Consider the following 15142-nt stretch of genomic DNA (forward strand, 5'->3'; position numbering starts at 1 on the left):
GTTCTCAGGCCAGCAGTTCGCTGAAGAGCCGGTGCACGTTGCCGCCGATGATCTTCTCGACGTCCTTCTCCGGCAGGCCGCGGGCGAGCAGCCCCTCGGTGACCAGGGGCAGGCCCTCCGGCCCCGCCAGGCCGGGCACCGTGGCCTTCGGGTCCACGCCGCGGTCGTTCTCGCCCTCGCAGAACGGCGGCATCAGGTCGTCGTAGACCTCCTTGACGAAGTCGGGGCCGAGGCCGACGTGGTCGACGCCGGCCACGCCGGCGATGTGCTCGATGTGGTCGAGCAGGCGGTCGAGCGTGTAGCCGGCCGGCTGCTCGGCCAGGAAGGGGGCGAAGAAGTTGACGCAGATCACGCCACCGGTCGCGGCCACCCCGCGCAACTGCTCGTCGGTGAGGTTGCGGTGGTGGTCGCGCAGCGCGCGGGCCGAGGAGTGGGTGGCCATGACCGGCCTGGTGGCCAGCTCCAGGACGTGCGCGACGCCCGAGGCGCCGAGGTGGGAGACGTCGAAGATGATGCCGAGCCGCTCCATCTCCGCCAGCGCGGCGACGCCGTGCGAGGTCAGGCCGCTGCCGGTGGCGTCCTCCGCGCTGCCGTCGGCCAGCGGCGTGCGGCCGAAGTGCGCGATGGACGCCACCCGTACGCCCAGCCGGTGCACCGTCGGGATCAGCTCGACGCTGGCGTCCAGGCCCGGCATGCTCTCCAGCGCCAGCACCAGCGCGATCCTGCCCGACTCCAGCGCCGCGTCGATCTCGCGGGCGTCGCGGCAGAGCGCGACCCGGTCGGCGTTGCCCTCGGCGATCACGTGGGCGCACTCGATCATCCGCAGCGTCTGCCGCAGCGCGCCCTCGGGACGGTACTGGTCGTCGATGAAGACCGGCAGGACCTGCAGGTCGACGCCGCCCGCCGTGAGCTGCGGCAGCCAGCGCTCGCGGAAGAACGACGACCATACGTGCGGCGGGCGGGCGGAGACGGCCATCAGCAGGTCGTTGTGGGTGTCGGCGACGACGGCACGCTGGTGCAAGGGGTGAAGCGTCATGCTCGGACGTTACCGTGCCGGGCTCGGCCGGTAGGCGCCGCCCGGCGCCTTGCCCGTGAGCCTGCGGTAGAGCGGCGTCGAGCCCGGCCAGTTGTTGGTGACGCGGCCTTCGGCTGTTTTGTACCAGCTCTGGCAGCCGCCGCCCCACACCATGCGCTCCATGGCGGCGTCGAGCTGCCGGGTCCAGGCCGCCATCACCTCGGGGCGCACCTCGATCGGGCCCTGCTCGGCCAGCCGGGGCAGGCAGGCCATGATGTGGCCGACCTGGCATTCGAGCATGAAGATGATCGAGTTGTGGCCGAGGTTGGTGTTGGGGCCGTACAGCAGGAACATGTTGGGGAACTCCGGCACCGAGATGCCGAGATAGGCCTCCGCGCCGTTCGCCCAGCGCTCGCTCAGTGAACGGCCGGAGCGGCCGGTGATCTCCATCGGGGTCAGGAACTCCGTGCTCTTGAACCCGGTCGCGTAGACGATCGTGTCGACCTCGCGCAGCCCCTCGGCGGTCTCGACGCCGCTCGGGCCGATGCGGACGATCTTGTCGGTGATCACGTCCACGTTGTCCCTGGTGAGGGCAGGGTAGAAGCGGCTGTCGATGACGACCCGCTTGCAGCCCGGCGGGTAGTCGGGGGTGAGCCTGGCACGCAGCTCCGGCTCCGGCACCTGCTCGTACAGGTGGCCGAGCGCCCGCTTCCTCAGCAGGCCGGTGCTCCAGCCCTGGGCCAGCGCGGGGTAGAGGGTGGCCTCGGCGTACCGGTAGATCCACTCGCGGTAGGCCCGCTGCAGGCCGGGGACATAGTGGAGGGCGAGCTTGGTCAGCGGGCCGAACGTGGCGTCCGGCTTCGGGATCACCCAGTTGGGGGTGCGCTGGAAGACGTGCAGCCGCGCGGCCCGCTCGGCGACGGGCGGGATGAGCTGGGCCGCCGACGAGCCGGTGCCGATTACGGCGACCTGCCTGCCGGTGAGGTCGTGGTCGTGGTTCCAGCGGGCGGAGTGGAAGGAGACACCCGTGAAGTCCGACATTCCGGGGATGTCGGGGAGGTGGGGGCGGTTGAGCTGGCCGACGCTCACCACCATGACGTCGAACGCCTCCGTGTGCTCGTCCCCGTCCGGCCCGGCGGCGGTGATCTGCCACTGGCGGCCGTCGAACGCCGCGCTCCTGACCTCGTTGCGGAACCTGATTTTTCGCCGTACCTCGTACTTGTCGGCGCAGTGCTCCAGATAGCCCAGGATCTCCGGCTGGTCCGGGTAGCGACGGGTCCAGCTCGCGTACTTCTCGAAGGAGTAGGAGTACAGGTGGGACGGGATGTCGCAGCCCGCCCCCGGATAACTGTTGTCGCGCCAGGTCCCGCCGAGGTCGTCCGCCTTCTCGAAGATCGTGTACGAGCGGATCCCGGCCCTTTCCAACCGGATCGCCATGCACAGTCCGCCGAAGCCGGCTCCGATGATCGCGACGCTTGGTGCCATGCCACCCTCCGCCTGTCAGTGTCCACTTACATTACGCCGGACGTCGTTTCGCCGCGACCCTCCCGGAGGCCGATAGTCTTCGCAGGTGGCTGCTGTGACGTTGACGGACGTGATCGGAGTGCTCGAGGCGGCCTACCCGCCCGCCCGGGCCGAGTCGTGGGACGCGGTGGGGCTGGTCACCGGCGATCCCGGCCAGGAGGTGCGGCGAGTGCTGCTCGCCGTCGACCCCGTCGCGGCCGTGGCCGAGGAGGCCCTGGAGTGGGGCGCCGATCTCATCGTCGTCCACCACCCCCTCTACCTGCGCGGCACCACGAGCGTGGCCGCCACCACACCCAAAGGCCGGCTGATCCACACCCTGATCAGGCGCGGCGTCGCCCTCTACACCGCCCACACCAACGCTGACGTCGCCAACCCCGGCGTCTCCGACGCGCTGGCCCGCGCCGTCGGCCTGACCGGCGACCTCGTGCCGCTGCGGCCCTTCCCCGACGACCCGTGGCGCGGCCTCGGCCGCATCGGCGAGCCGGCCGAGCCGACGACGCTGGGCGAGTTCGCGGCGCGGGCGGCCGAGGGGCTGCCCCGCACGGCGTGGGGCATCAGGGTGGCGGGCGACCTCTCCCGGCCGGTGCGCCGGGTCGCGGTCAGCGGGGGAGCGGGCGACTCCCTGCTCGGCGCCGCCGCCGAGGCCGGCGTCGACGTGTTCCTGACCGCCGACCTGCGGCACCATCCGGCCAGCGAGTTCGTCGAGTCGGGCGGGCCCGCGCTCATCGACGCCGCGCACTGGGCGACCGAGTGGCCGTGGCTGGAGAGCGCGGCGTCCATCCTGCACGCCAGTGGCGTTACCGTTGAGACGCGTGTCTCCGCCACGGTCACCGATGCTTGGACAAGAGGATATTGATCATGAAAGCTGCGCCTGACGCCCAGAAGAGATTGCTCGACCTGGCAGAGCTCGACTCCGTGGCGGACCGGCTGGCCCATCGCCGCCGCACCCTGCCCGAGCTGGCCGAGATCGACGAGAGCTCCAAGCAGTACGCCAGGCTCGCCACCCAGGTCATCGAGGCCGAGACCGAGGCCGGCGACCTCGCCCGCGAGCAGACCAAGGCCGAGAGCGACGTCGACGCCGTACGCACCCGCGCCGACCGCGACCAGAAGCGCCTCGACTCCGGCGCCGTGACCTCCCCCCGCGACCTGGCGAGCCTGCAGTCCGAGATCGCCTCGCTGCACAAGCGGCAGGGCGACCTGGAGGAGGTCGTGCTGGAGATCATGGAGCGGCGCGAGGCCGCCGACAGCAAGGTGCGCGACCTGGTGGCCAAGCGCGACGAGACCGCCGCCGCGCGGTCGGCCGCCGAGGACCGCCGCGACGCCGCGCTGAAGGAGATCGACAAGGAGGCGGCCGACGTCCAGGGCCGCCGCACCGGCGTCGCCGCCGAGATCCCCGCCGACCTGCTCAAGCTCTACGAGAAGCTCAGGGAGCAGTACGGCGTCGGCGCGGCCATGCTCCGCCACGGGCGCTGCCAGGGCTGCAAGGTCGCCCTGTCCATCGCCGAGATGAACCGCATCAAGGCCGCACCCCACGACGAGGTGCTCCGGTGCGAGGAGTGCCGGCGGATCCTCGTCCGCACCCCAGAGTCCGGCCTGTGACCCGTTACGTCATCGAGGCAGACGGCGGCTCGCGCGGCAACCCCGGCCCCGCCGGCTACGGCGCGGTCGTCAAGGACGCGGCGAGCGGCCAGGTGCTCGCCGAGTCCGCCGAGGCGATCGGCGTCGCCACCAACAACGTCGCCGAATACCGCGGGCTCATCGCCGGGCTGCAGGCCGTGCTGCGAGTGGGCGGCGAGGGCGCGGCGGTCGCGGTCAGGATGGACTCCAAGCTGGTCGTCGAGCAGATGGCCGGCCGCTGGAAGATCAAGAACGAAGGGCTGCGGCCACTCGCCTCGGAGGCCGGGGCGCTGGTGCGGCGGCTGCGGGTCACGGAGTGGACCTGGATCCCGCGCGAACGCAACCAGCACGCCGACCGCCTGGCCAACGAGGCCATGGACGCCGCCGCCCAGGGGCTGCGGTGGAAGGCCGGCGGCACAAGCGATGGCGAAGAACCGGGATTGCCCCCTTCGCCTTCGCCTTCGCAAACCGATCTCCTGGACGTCAGCAGCATCTCCGCCCCAGCCCGTGGCTCGTCGGACCTCTCCGCGCCTACAGCCTCCGTGGCCGCCGCCCAGCAGCGCACCCGGGCCGCCGGGAAAAAGGTGGAGACGGGCACTGGGTGGCGTCCCCCCACCCGCGTCGCCACCTCCCTGCTCCTCCTCCGCCACGGCGAGACCGAGCTCTCCCTCGAACGCCGCTTCTCCGGCCTCGGCGACCCCGAACTCACGCCCAACGGCCTGGCCCAGGCGGAGGCAGCCGCCGCACGCCTGTCGCGGGAGCCGTACCGGCCCGACGTGATCGTCTCCTCCCCGCTGAAGCGCGCCCGCCAGACCTCCGCCGCCATCGCCGCCCGCACCGGCCTCGACGTCGAGGTGGACGACGAGCTCAGGGAGGTCGACTTCGGCGAGTGGGAGGGACACACCTTCACAGAGGTCCAGCGCCGCTGGCCGGCCGAACTCGCCGCCTGGCTCGCCGACCCCGAGACCGCCCCGCCCGGCGGCGAGAGCTTCGCCGTGGCCGCCCGCCGCGTGCGGGCGGCGGGGGAGCGCCTGGTGGAGCGGTACGAGGGCAAGACCGTCCTCGCCGTCTCCCACGTCACCCCCATCAAGATGCTCCTGCGCCTGGCGCTCATGGCCCCGCTGGAGTCTCTCTACCGCATGCACCTCGACCTGGCCTGCCTGAGCCTGATCGAGTACTACGCCGACGGCCCTGCCGTCGTGAAGTCCTTCAACGACACCGCCCACCTGCGCTGACATCACGCTTACGCGGTGCTGTGGCCGTGCCGGGGTCCGCCAAGGCCCCGGCACGGCCGCCTGCGCATCGCCCCCCTCAGGCGATGACCTGCTCATTCCATCGGAGTGATCTTGCGGCTGAGTTGAGAACGGCTTGAAACTGATACCCTTTGCCAGACGAGTCGGCCGGGCGACCGCGTCGGGCTCCCAGCGGGCCCGCCGAGGAAGGTCCGGGCTCCACAGGGCAGGGTGGTCGGTAACACCGACCCGGGGTGACCCGCGGGACAGTGCCACAGAAAGCAAACCGCCTCCCGCACGCCGGGAGGTAAGGGTGAAAGGGTGGTGTAAGAGACCACCAGCGCCCACGGCGACGTGGGCGGCTAGGTAAACCCCACCCGGAGCAAGGTCAAGAAGGAACGCTTTTCGGAGCGTTCCGCGCGCGACGTTCGAGGGCTGCCCGCCCGAGCCGCGCGGGTAGACCGCTCGAGGCCGCCGGCAACGACGGCCCTAGATGGATGGTCGCCCCTTCACACGAAGGACAGAACCCGGCCTACAGGCCGACTCGTCACCCATTCCCTCTCTGACCTGGAAGGGAACGGGCGCCCTTCAAGATCAGGGCACGTTCTCCGGCCCTGGCGGAGGCTTCGGGGACGAGGTGGCCGTACAGGTCCACAGTGGTTGTGATCGACTCATGACCGAGCCACTTGGAGACCTCCGAGATTGGGACGCCGGAGGCGAGAGCGGTGCTGGCGAAGGTGTGCCTGAGGTCGTGAAAGGTCGTGTCGGGCGTCGGCTTGGCCAGAGCCTCAGCGAGGAACATCGGCAGGGGTACTTCGCGCACTGATACAGGGCTCTTGAGCGTCCTAACGATGGGCCGAGTGTTGGTCGACCATGATCATGCCCCTGTCGAAGTCGAGCCGATCGCCAGCCAGTCCGAACGCTTCCCCTTGCCGAAGCCCTGAGCCGGCGCCAACCAGAACGAGTGCGCGGTACTCCGGGACCATTGCTCGATACAGCGCGACAACCTGCTCAATAGATGAGCCCTTTCATCCTGAGTAGCGGCCCTCTTCGACGAGTTGCAGGACAAGGATCGCGCGCACGAGCGCAGTCGCACGATGGGGCAACAGCGCAGCTTGGTCTCCGGCAGGGGTACTTCGCGCACTGATCCAGCTGTCCGCGCGACAGCAGGGGACGATGGCGATGCCGCTTGAACGGCGTGCGGATTGTTCCGCCCGCTCCTTGACAGCCCTTGTCCGCGAAGGTCTTGACGCCGACGCCAGTCAGGGCATCGATCAGGCCGACTGTCCGAGCGGCGGTCAGGTCATGGACGGCGCCCGGCAGCGCAGGTGACGCCCACACCAGACGACCCACGGAATCGGCCAGCACTTGCACGTTCATCGCATGTTGTTTGTGTTTGCCGCTGTAGTACGGTCGCTCCTCGGCAAGGCGGTCGATGGGAATGAGGGTGCCGTCCAGGATGATGTAGGCCAGCCTGGATGCGCGCTCAACGGCGGCGGCAACGGCGTTCAGCCCGCTGCCTGCGGATGAGTTCGGCCAGATGGGTCAGGGTGTGGTTGGACAGGGGAATCGCGGCACGGTAGGACAGCAACGAGGCTCCCGGTTGGGGCATTGGATCTTCGTCGACTGCTGTCTTACCGGGATCCTCTTGCCATGCCAACCTGCTCCTGTACGAACCCGTGACGACCTGCACGGTCGGGTTATAGAGGCCTCAACGCCGACCTGCCCCAGCGTCTGCCGCTACTGACCTGCGCCATCCTTGAGGAAGCTCAGCGATTCGCCGCGAGGTGGCTCGTCGGGAGCGCCCCCTTTTCATCGATCTGGCACGAGGAGATATGAGCCGCGACGTTGCGATCGACTTGGAGTTCCACCACAACATCGATTTCATGGAGGTCCTCGATCGGCTCGCCCGCATGGGCTGGGAGTTGCTCCGCGAAGAAGACGCCATCTGGTACATGACCGACTACGACTGGAAGATCCTGCCGCTGGACGACCTGGCCGAGGCGAAGCGCGACATGCGCACCTCCTATGAGGCCGGAGAGGCGGTAGGCATAACCACCAAGCTGCCCGGCGAGGAGACCTTCGCAAACGTACTCTTCCATGAGGAAAGGACGTCGGTCTCCCTGATCCCTCTGCTGGATTACCGCACCATCGCGCACATGCCGGAGTTCGTCGATCTGGGCTGGTATCTCGAGAAGTTCCTGACGGCATGTAGAGATCTGCCCATCGTACGAACGGAAGCCAGCGACCAACGGTGACGATCTCAGAGAGGCCGCAGAAGACCGACCCGCGGCCTTTCGGCGGACGGGATCAGGGCGCGGAGCTTCGATCAACGCGGTTGGAAAGGCTCGATCCATCTGACTGCTTTGGGAGCAAGAAGTCGCAGGTTCACATCGACCAGGGACGTGGTTCCGCCGGAGGAAGTTCGGGACAGGGGCTCGGCACCGTGCCGCCATGACGACGAGCGATGTGAGCCTCAAGTAACCGGACGGCCAGTCCGTGACCATAGTGGAAGGCGAAGAGCAGCGGGACCTCCCCGTGAGGGCCCGGACGTTCGGGGTCAGCCCCATAGGCCAGAAGCACGGCGGTACATGCACAGCGTCCAGTGGCTGCCCGGTTTGGGCTGCTCCGTCAGCTTCCATGTCGATCGCATGCAAGAGCAAGGTCATGTTGGACGACACCTCATTCGGATCGATACCGGCGTCGAGCAACCGAGTCAGCTCCGCCAGGTCGCCGTGCTCCACGGCGTGATGCGCCTGAGTCATCGGCTCGTAGGTTGCCGCTTCATGTTTCATGGCTGTGATCGAAGCAGAAAACTCCATCGCGGTCCTGGTACCGAGCACGCGGCTGGGGCAGGCTGAGCCTCCTCGCAGAGCACTTCCAGTGCACATCGCACCGCTGCCGGATCAGAACCGGCCCACAGGCCGACTTGTCACTTCCACCCTTCGATCAGAGGGCGGCCGTAACGTCCAGACGATGTCGGTCGCGATGGTTAGGGTGCCCGGCATGACGATCGAGAACCCGCCGTACCGGCTCCTCCTCACCCCCGCTGAGAAGCCGATCCGCGAGCATGTGACCAAGTTCGGCGGTGCGCCGGTGTGGGTGAACGAGCCGCAATGGCCGCTGTCGCTGCGCCTGGAGCGGCCGATGATGTTCATCGGCCAGTTCCGTCTCCCGGGCCCGGAGCTGCGGATGGCGTACCTGTTCATGACCGACGAAGGCATTGACTGTACCTACGAGAGCGAGGCGGGGGAGAATGCGCTGATCGTCCAGCCCGGCCGGGTGCCACCGTTCATCGAGGTGCGCACTGATGCCGACGGTCCGACCATCTCCGAATACGCAGCCGAATTCGATGTCGCCAACCCCGGCGAACTCGACGACGTCTACGACAGCCGGATCGGCGGACTCCCGACGTGGCTGCAGTTCGAGGAATACCCTCCCGGCGCGTGGGACTTCCTGTTCCAACTCGACTCGGTCGGTCGCCTGGGCAACGACGTCAACTTTGGGGATGCAGGGGTCGGCTACGGCTTCCTCAGCCCGGACGAGCAGGAAGGCCGCTTCTTATGGCAGTGCTGCTAGCGCTCACCGGACCTGGCCTGATGACGAGTCGGCATGACTGGAAGAGCTTGAACCCCCGAGAACCAAGGCATGCCTCAACGTGATTCCTGTTCTTCGCGAATGCGCGCGGGGTGCTGGAGTGGATCTCCAGTGGGCGCTGTTGCACACGGCGGCTGTCCCGAGCGCCCTCAGCGGCGATTGCTCTGCGCCCGAGGTTCTACATCTCACATCATCGTTCTGACCAGGCCCGTTCTTTACTACGGTGGAGCACCGTGCAGATGTGTCGAGTCGCCGTTGTCGGGTCCGGTGGAAGCGGCAAATCCTACGTTGCCCGCGAACTCGGCCGCCTGCTCGATGCGCCGGTCACGCACCTCGACGCGGTCTACTACGACGACGAATGGAACCCGCTGCCGCCGGAGAAGTTCGAGGCGGCCCAGCGGGAGCTGGTCGCGGCACCGCGCTGGGTGATCGACGGCAACTACAACTCCTCACTGCACGTCCGGCTGCAAGCGTGCGACACCGTGGTGATGATGGACGTGCCTACCCGAGTCGCCCTGTGGGGGATTCTCTCCCGCCAGCTCCGGCACGGCGCCGGCCAACACGCATCCGGCGTCTACAACCGCATCCACTGGGGCGTGATCACTTACGTGGCCACCTACCGTCGGCGCATGCGTCCCAAAGTGCTGGCGAAGATCCACGAACTCGCTGCGGGCAAGCCGGTGGTGTTCCTGACCAGCCGCGCCGAGACGCGCCGCTGGCTGGGGCAGGTCGGCTAGTGACGGAGTCGCCGTTCAGGCGAGGAAGCAGCCGTCCCAGAGTGTTGTCGGCCAGCCGTACCGTGCCGGGCAGACTGTCTCGGGCACGCAGGTCGGGGTGGTGTCCGGCAATGAGCCGAGGACAGCGCCGACGAGCACGTCGGTCGGGGATGCCGGCAACCCCTCACGGAACTTTTCTGTAATTGTGGGGCATCTCATAGCCCTCCGACCGGAGAGGCGCGAGAAGGCGGGCGGCTTCTACGCGCCAGGAAGGACCAACTCCCCTCCAATCGGAGGCCGCCAGCATCCCGATAGAGGGGCCGTCAGTTTCATACCTCTACCGGGGCATCGATGACGCCCGCATCTACGGGCCGTCGTACGGCCTGGCGAGAGCTTGACGCCATTCTTCGCGGATCTCCTCCGCGCGCCGCCGGGCTTGCTCGGGCGAGCGGAATTCCTCAACCGGGTAGGGCACACCTTCCGCCTTATGGAGGCGGGGTTGAGAAAGCCTTAACGCTTCCCATCATCCCGTATTCGAGTCCAAGGGCGTTGCCTGAACGCCAGACTAAGGCGGGAACGACCACTCGCATGCTGGGCCTCTTGTTCTGCGATTCTTACGGCGAGCGCGTCCAGATCGGATGCGTGCAGGACATTGAGCAAGTCGCCTGTGAGTTGGGCTGGGGAAAGGTATGTCTTCCGCCAGGCGGCTACACCGACAGCCAAATTCGATGCTATCTCCCAGTGATCGCCGTACTGGACTCGCAGATCCTCGGCGGTGGCACGATGGGGCGCCGTTGGCTGCGGGGTTAGGTCTTCATTCATCTGTGCACCCCCGCGTGCTGTGCGATCACTAGCGCTGCCTGATCGGGGAGGTGCGCGGGGACGACCGCGATCCAGTCACGGTGCATGTCTGCGGCCGGCGCCGCGAAAAACACGTCTGTTTCGGCTCGGTTGGCGATGCGCGCCAACTCGATCAGATAGCTACCGGAGCGCTCCCCGATGGTGACCGTGGCGACTCTCCGCCCAGCGTCCGCGTAGACAAGCAGCGTTGGCGGATGCCGGCGTTTCTCGGCGCTCGGTTCAGGTCGCCTCTCGCAGTCGAGAGCAATCCGCGTGATCAGCTCAGCATGTACGCCTACCGTTTCTGTCATGGGCTCCAGAACGCGGTCCAGTGCGGCACGTTGCCGATCGGCTTCTGCCTTTGTGACGGGCTTGCCTGGCTCTAGTCCTTCGAGCTGTGCGGATATGTTTCGAGAGCGCATGACCACAAGGTAGAAAGACCGAGGTCAAGCTGTCTGTGGCACTTTCGGCGAGCCGTACCGTGAAGTGCCACACGCCTAAGGTTCCAGACCCACCGCGTCCGCCAGTTTCCGCATCTCCGGTGTCAGCGTGCGACGGCGGCCGACGATCGTCTGGAGCAGATCCTTGGCGTAACGCTGATTCGGCAGCCATGCGGGCGCTTCGCGTGCAAGCTGCGACAGGATATCTAGGGCTTTGTCGTACTCGCGCAGCATGACGTGAGCGTTGGCCACGTCCAAAAGATGTCGGTTTCGATTGTCGCTGGTAGGTCTCAATCCTGGGGGTACCTCGCGTGCGAGCCGTAGGGCCCGCTCTGGCTGATGCTCGATGATGGCGTTCTCCACCCGCTTCATCTGAACCGTGGCCGGTCCGAATGTCGTGAAGTATTCGTGGTACGAGCCGTGTTCTCGTCCCATGCGAACCGCGCCCGACAGGGCCAGTCGCATCATCTCGTCCGCTTCGTCCGTCCGGTTGTCTCGGATGGCTGCCGCGCTGCCACGCAGCAGCAGCCATCCCCAGGCGGAGAGTTCCGTGGTGGTCGCTCGCGACATGCGCGGCTCGATCTCGTCCGCCCAATCGACGGCACGAGAACGTGCCTCATCAAGGCGACGCTGGCGCAGGAGCAGCCAGCACAGGGTGATGACGGCGGACGCAGCCTCTATGCGGTCGCCGGTCTCGATCGCGTCCGCCACGGCGCCTTCCAGGGCTGTCTCGGCCACGTCGAACACTCGCGTCTGCGTAGCCAGTGAGCCGACCAGTTGCAGAACTCTGGCGCGGATGGCCAGGGCTTCCGGCCCGCCCTGCTCAACGAGGGTTTGTGCTTCCTTGACCAGGACGGGCAGGATCGTAGTCAGCTCGGCGTATGCGTCGTCGTGGTACAGCCGTACGGCGCTTGCGATGGCGGACCGCAAGCCGTCAGCGGTCGGCACGTCCTCAACATCGGCCGGGTCCGCACCCTGTAGTGCTTGCCGTAGCGGCGCGAGGCGATCCCCGTTTCCGTTCTGCTGTTCGGTCTCCGGAACGGGGCCGAGTAGCGCAGTAGTGGTGACGTCCAGCGCTGTGGCCCAGGCTCGAACGGTTTCGATACGTACGCTCTTGCGCTCGCCTTGCTCCACCTTCCGGATCAGGGACTGGGTGACACCGGACCGTGCGGCCAGCTCGCGCTGGCTGAGGCCGCGCAGCTTCCGGTAGGACTGCAAGCGCTCTCCGAGCATGTTCCCATCTTGAGGCCAAATCGCTGCCCCTGCCGTGGGTACGGCCGTATGGCTAGTGCTGTAACCGGAAACAATCACCGGGTTGGCGCGTAGGGCGCTCCGCCGGCGTGATCATGGACAGCCTGGCGGCGGGCACCACCGTCGCCGGCCTGGCCGCCCGGATAAATGACTCGCCGCGTCAGCGGGAATGCCGATGTAATCCTGCCATGCGCATCGTCTCGGAAACCGTCGCTGACGGCATCCGCGAACAGCTCTTCACTATCGGAGACATCCCCGGGGTGCTTTGGACGCCCGCCGAGGGCTCCGGTCCCCGTCCGCTGGTCTTGATCGGGCACGGCGGCGGCCAGCACAAGAAGGGATGGGAGGTCGTTTCCCGGGCCTTCCCCTACGTCACCTCCTGCGGCTTCGCGGTCGCCGCGATCGATGCTCCAGGTACCGGCGACAGGCCGGAGCACCCGCAAATCCGGCGGCTCGTCGCGCTCATACAGGAACGAGAGGCCGCGGGCGAGCCCTTCGGCCCGGCGTGGCCCGCCCTCAACGAAACCGTGGCGGCGCAGCTCATACCCGACTGGCAGACCACCCTGGACGCGCTCCAGAAACTGGACTCCGTCGGCGACAACCAGCCCGTCGGGTACTACGGCCTGTCCCAGGCCGGTGAGATGGGCATCCGCCTCGTCGCGGCCGAACCTCGGATCACAGCTGCCGTCCTCGGCCTCATCGGAAGCGACTGGCTGACCGACACCGCGGCGCGGATCACGATCCCGGTCGAGTTCGTGCTGCAGTGGGACGATGAAGGCAATCCGCGGGACTCAGTCATGAAGCTGTTCGACGCACTCGGCTCCGCCGAGAAAACCCTGCACGCCAACCCCGGCAGCCACTTTCGAGTCCCGTCCTTCGAAATCGACAGCTCGATCCGATTTTTCGCTCGGCACCTGGGCAGCCCTGGCACCGCGAGTAGTTCCTGACAGCATCGGCGCCAAGCCGACGCGGGACTCAGGCTGCGGACGTCGGGGGTCGGCCGCCCCAGCGGACGCCCTTCTCGCTTCGGACGCCAATCCGGTGATCGGATTCCGGCCACAGCACTAGATTGCTCTGCATGGTCGCCGAGGGATCTTCGAAAGCCGCGTCCGCGCGGGTCCGGCTCATGGAACGGATCCAGGCGATCACGCCCTGGGACCGTACGGAGGAGGAGCAGGCGGCCGGCGCGCTGGCCTGGATCGCCGGTGGGGCGCCGCTGTATCGGACCAGGAAGCCAGACGTTCCCGATCCGCACCTGGTGAGCTACTTCGTGGCGCTCAACCCGGACGAGGAGCTGCTGCTGGTGGCGCACCGGAAGGCCGGGCTGTGGTTGCCCAGTGGTGGGCATGTGGAGCCGGAGGAGGATCCCTGGGACACCGTCGTCCGGGAGTGCCAGGAGGAGTTGCACACGGCGGCGGTTCCGAGTGCTGTCAGTGGTGATCGGCCCTTCTTCGTCACCTCGGCGCGGACGCGGGGTGAGGGGGCGCACACCGATGTCTCGCTCTGGTACGTCCTGGACGTCGCCACCGTCACCACCTACGACCGGCGGGAGTTCTCCGCGATCAGGTGGGTGGCGCCGAGGCGGCTGCTCGACGAGCCCGGCGAGCACCTTGATCCCCATATGCACCGGTTCGCCGGGAAACTCATGGAACGGCTGGGCCGATGACGACCAGGAACACGCACTGCTCCTTCTGCGGGGCGGCCTTCGCGGGCGGGCAGCCGTGGCCGCGCACCTGCGCCGCGTGCGGGAACACCAGCTATCTCAACCCGCTCCCCGTCGCCGTGCTGGTGCTGCCCGTCGAGGGCGGGCGGGTGCTGGTGGTGCGGCGGGCCGTCGAGCCGCGGCGCGGGGAGCTCGCGCTGCCGGGTGGCTTCATCGACCTGGGGGAGTCATGGCAGGAGGCGGCCGTACGCGAGTTGCGCGAGGAGACCGGGGTGGTCGTCGACGCGGGGGAGGTGCGGCTGTTCGACGTGATCAGCGCGCCCGACGGGACGCTGCTGGTGTTCGGGGTCGGGCCGCGGGTGGCCGCCGACGCGCTTCCGCCGGTGGTGGCGACCGCGGAGACGTCGGAGTGGCTGCTGATCGACGGGCCGCGGGAGCTGGCGTTCTCGCTGCACACGCGGGTGGTGACGGAGTACTTCAGCGGACAGGGCGCCGCCTTCAGCAGCGGGGAGGGCGCCGCCTTCAACCGAGAGGGCGCCGCGCGCCCGCGGCCCTGAGTCGAACAGCCGGCCGGGGGTTCAGGCGCGGCGGGGCAGCCGGTACGTCAGGTGCGTGACGAGGGCGGTGCCCCACGGCTCGCCGGCCGGTTCGAGGTCGAGGTTGTCCATCCCGGCGAGCAACCGTTCGCCCCGCTCCAGGAAGACCGGCGCGACGTGCAGGCGCAGCTCGTCGATCAGCCCCGCCGCCAGATACTGGTTGACCGTGTGCGCCCCGCCGGCGATGGCGACCGAACGGTCGCCCGCCGCCTCCCGCGCCCGCTCCAGGGCGGCCTCGATACCGTCGGTGACGAAGTGGAACGTCGTCCCGCCCTTCATCGTCAGCGGCTCGCGCGGGTGGTGGGTGAGGACGAAGACCGGCGCGTGGTAGGGAGGCTCCTCGCCCCACCAGCCGGTCCAGCCGAGGTCCCACGCCCCGCGCCCGGGGCTGAACATGTTGCGGCCCATGATGAACGCCCCCGCGTCCGTGATGCCCGCCATGACCTCGGCGTGCGCCTCCGGCTCGTCGACCATCCAGCGGGTCAGCCGCCCGTCCTCGCCCTCGCCGAACGGGTTGCGCAGGCTCTGGTTCGGGCCGGCCGTGAAGCCGTCCAGTGACATCGCCATGTCGCAGGTGACCTTGCTCATCTCGCATTCTCCTTCGCAGTGGAGCGGTTCTCACGAAGGAGTCGGAGCGGGCGACGGATTCTC

General features: G+C 68.1%; 15 protein-coding genes, 1 other RNA gene and 1 pseudogene. 10 read left to right on the forward strand and 7 right to left on the reverse strand.

Translation table 11 applies throughout. The features are described 5' to 3' along the window. Nucleotides 1-4: 4 nt before the first annotated feature. Both SMD20_RS00585 and SMD20_RS00590 read right to left on the reverse strand, forming a co-directional pair. On the reverse strand, nt 5-1036 hold the full coding sequence (locus SMD20_RS00585; RefSeq protein ID WP_329573737.1) for a dipeptidase: 1032 nt from the start codon (nt 1034-1036) through the stop codon (nt 5-7). Nucleotides 1037-1045: 9 nt separating this feature from the next. Beyond that, nucleotides 1046-2500, reverse strand: a complete 1455-nt coding sequence (locus SMD20_RS00590; RefSeq protein WP_329573739.1) for a flavin-containing monooxygenase — start codon at nt 2498-2500, stop codon at nt 1046-1048. A gap of 94 nt (nt 2501-2594) precedes the next feature. Here SMD20_RS00590 and SMD20_RS00595 point away from each other — a divergent pair, with 94 nt between their 5' ends. From SMD20_RS00595 to rnpB, 4 genes are all read left to right on the forward strand, one after another. Next, a complete protein-coding gene (locus SMD20_RS00595; protein WP_329573741.1) occupies nt 2595-3395 on the forward strand; it encodes a Nif3-like dinuclear metal center hexameric protein in 801 nt (266 codons plus the stop codon). Nucleotides 3396-3397: 2 nt separating this feature from the next. After that, nucleotides 3398-4138: a zinc ribbon domain-containing protein gene (locus tag SMD20_RS00600; RefSeq protein WP_329573743.1), complete on the forward strand. Its 741-nt coding sequence runs from the start codon at nt 3398-3400 to the stop codon at nt 4136-4138. Further along, nucleotides 4135-5391 carry a bifunctional RNase H/acid phosphatase gene (locus SMD20_RS00605; protein WP_329573744.1) on the forward strand — a complete coding sequence of 419 codons (1257 nt, stop codon included), beginning with the start codon at nt 4135-4137 and terminating at the stop codon, nt 5389-5391. The genes SMD20_RS00600 and SMD20_RS00605 overlap by 4 nt, the downstream gene beginning before the upstream one ends. A 157-nt stretch (nt 5392-5548) precedes the next feature. Continuing rightward, nucleotides 5549-5939, forward strand: an RNA gene (rnpB, locus tag SMD20_RS00610) — RNase P RNA component class A. On the opposite strand, the gene SMD20_RS00615 is transcribed toward rnpB, so the two are convergent. After that, nucleotides 5936-6190: a tyrosine-type recombinase/integrase gene (locus SMD20_RS00615; protein WP_329573746.1), complete on the reverse strand. Its 255-nt coding sequence runs from the start codon at nt 6188-6190 to the stop codon at nt 5936-5938. The genes rnpB and SMD20_RS00615 overlap by 4 nt on opposite strands. A gap of 386 nt (nt 6191-6576) precedes the next feature. Further along, nucleotides 6577-6891: pseudogene (locus SMD20_RS48305) on the reverse strand (transposase family protein); the annotation flags it as partial. Between the two features lie 332 nt (nt 6892-7223). Between SMD20_RS48305 and SMD20_RS00625 the strand changes: the two are divergent. The 3 genes from SMD20_RS00625 (at nt 7224) to SMD20_RS00635 (ending at nt 9722) form a co-directional block, all read left to right on the forward strand. Then, on the forward strand, nt 7224-7646 hold the full coding sequence (locus SMD20_RS00625) for a hypothetical protein (RefSeq protein WP_329573748.1): 423 nt from the start codon (nt 7224-7226) through the stop codon (nt 7644-7646). Between the two features lie 748 nt (nt 7647-8394). Beyond that, nucleotides 8395-8967, forward strand: coding sequence for a hypothetical protein (locus SMD20_RS00630; protein ID WP_329573749.1), 573 nt, complete (start codon nt 8395-8397; stop codon nt 8965-8967). A 257-nt stretch (nt 8968-9224) separates the two neighbouring features. Next, a complete protein-coding gene (locus tag SMD20_RS00635) occupies nt 9225-9722 on the forward strand; it encodes a topology modulation protein (RefSeq protein ID WP_329573751.1) in 498 nt (165 codons plus the stop codon). A gap of 797 nt (nt 9723-10519) precedes the next feature. Here SMD20_RS00635 and SMD20_RS00640 read toward each other — a convergent pair. Both SMD20_RS00640 and SMD20_RS00645 read right to left on the reverse strand, forming a co-directional pair. Continuing rightward, complete coding sequence (locus SMD20_RS00640; RefSeq protein WP_329573753.1) at nt 10520-10963, reverse strand: hypothetical protein; 444 nt, start codon at nt 10961-10963, stop codon at nt 10520-10522. A 75-nt stretch (nt 10964-11038) separates the two neighbouring features. After that, nucleotides 11039-12214, reverse strand: coding sequence for a helix-turn-helix domain-containing protein (locus SMD20_RS00645; protein WP_329573755.1), 1176 nt, complete (start codon nt 12212-12214; stop codon nt 11039-11041). A gap of 113 nt (nt 12215-12327) precedes the next feature. On the opposite strand from SMD20_RS00645, the gene SMD20_RS00650 reads away from it, so the two are divergent. From SMD20_RS00650 to SMD20_RS00660, 3 genes are all read left to right on the forward strand, one after another. Beyond that, nucleotides 12328-13179 (forward strand): alpha/beta hydrolase, encoded by an 852-nt coding sequence (locus SMD20_RS00650; RefSeq protein WP_329592374.1) that lies wholly within the window; start codon nt 12328-12330, stop codon nt 13177-13179. 179 nt (nt 13180-13358) lie between these two features. Next, nucleotides 13359-13898, forward strand: coding sequence for an NUDIX hydrolase (locus SMD20_RS00655; RefSeq protein WP_329573757.1), 540 nt, complete (start codon nt 13359-13361; stop codon nt 13896-13898). Further along, nucleotides 13895-14452, forward strand: a complete 558-nt coding sequence (locus SMD20_RS00660; protein ID WP_329573759.1) for an NUDIX domain-containing protein — start codon at nt 13895-13897, stop codon at nt 14450-14452. The genes SMD20_RS00655 and SMD20_RS00660 overlap by 4 nt, the downstream gene beginning before the upstream one ends. A gap of 21 nt (nt 14453-14473) precedes the next feature. Here SMD20_RS00660 and SMD20_RS00665 read toward each other — a convergent pair whose 3' ends face one another. Beyond that, nucleotides 14474-15079: a dihydrofolate reductase family protein gene (locus tag SMD20_RS00665; RefSeq protein ID WP_329573761.1), complete on the reverse strand. Its 606-nt coding sequence runs from the start codon at nt 15077-15079 to the stop codon at nt 14474-14476. Between the last annotated feature and the right edge of the window lie 63 nt (nt 15080-15142).

This window comes from Nonomuraea sp. LP-02 (assembly GCF_036289125.1).
Taxonomy (GTDB): domain Bacteria; phylum Actinomycetota; class Actinomycetes; order Streptosporangiales; family Streptosporangiaceae; genus Nonomuraea; species Nonomuraea bangladeshensis.

What these genes read in the sequence shown, in the direction of transcription:
- SMD20_RS00665 (WP_329573761.1), bottom strand. Translation starts at nt 15,079, where the DNA reads ATGAGCAAGGTCACCTGCGACATGGCGATGTCACTGGACGGCTTCACG.
- SMD20_RS00600 (WP_329573743.1), top strand. Translation starts at nt 3,398, where the DNA reads ATGAAAGCTGCGCCTGACGCCCAGAAGAGATTGCTCGACCTGGCAGAG.
- SMD20_RS00655 (WP_329573757.1), top strand. Translation starts at nt 13,359, where the DNA reads ATGGAACGGATCCAGGCGATCACGCCCTGGGACCGTACGGAGGAGGAG.
- SMD20_RS00630 (WP_329573749.1), top strand. Translation starts at nt 8,395, where the DNA reads ATGACGATCGAGAACCCGCCGTACCGGCTCCTCCTCACCCCCGCTGAG.
- SMD20_RS00585 (WP_329573737.1), bottom strand. Translation starts at nt 1,036, where the DNA reads ATGACGCTTCACCCCTTGCACCAGCGTGCCGTCGTCGCCGACACCCAC.
- SMD20_RS00590 (WP_329573739.1), bottom strand. Translation starts at nt 2,500, where the DNA reads ATGGCACCAAGCGTCGCGATCATCGGAGCCGGCTTCGGCGGACTGTGC.
- SMD20_RS00635 (WP_329573751.1), top strand. Translation starts at nt 9,225, where the DNA reads ATGTGTCGAGTCGCCGTTGTCGGGTCCGGTGGAAGCGGCAAATCCTAC.
- SMD20_RS00660 (WP_329573759.1), top strand. Translation starts at nt 13,895, where the DNA reads ATGACGACCAGGAACACGCACTGCTCCTTCTGCGGGGCGGCCTTCGCG.
- SMD20_RS00615 (WP_329573746.1), bottom strand. Translation starts at nt 6,190, where the DNA reads ATGTTCCTCGCTGAGGCTCTGGCCAAGCCGACGCCCGACACGACCTTT.
- SMD20_RS00625 (WP_329573748.1), top strand. Translation starts at nt 7,224, where the DNA reads ATGAGCCGCGACGTTGCGATCGACTTGGAGTTCCACCACAACATCGAT.
- SMD20_RS00650 (WP_329592374.1), top strand. Translation starts at nt 12,328, where the DNA reads ATGGACAGCCTGGCGGCGGGCACCACCGTCGCCGGCCTGGCCGCCCGG.
- SMD20_RS00640 (WP_329573753.1), bottom strand. Translation starts at nt 10,963, where the DNA reads ATGCGCTCTCGAAACATATCCGCACAGCTCGAAGGACTAGAGCCAGGC.
- SMD20_RS00645 (WP_329573755.1), bottom strand. Translation starts at nt 12,214, where the DNA reads ATGCTCGGAGAGCGCTTGCAGTCCTACCGGAAGCTGCGCGGCCTCAGC.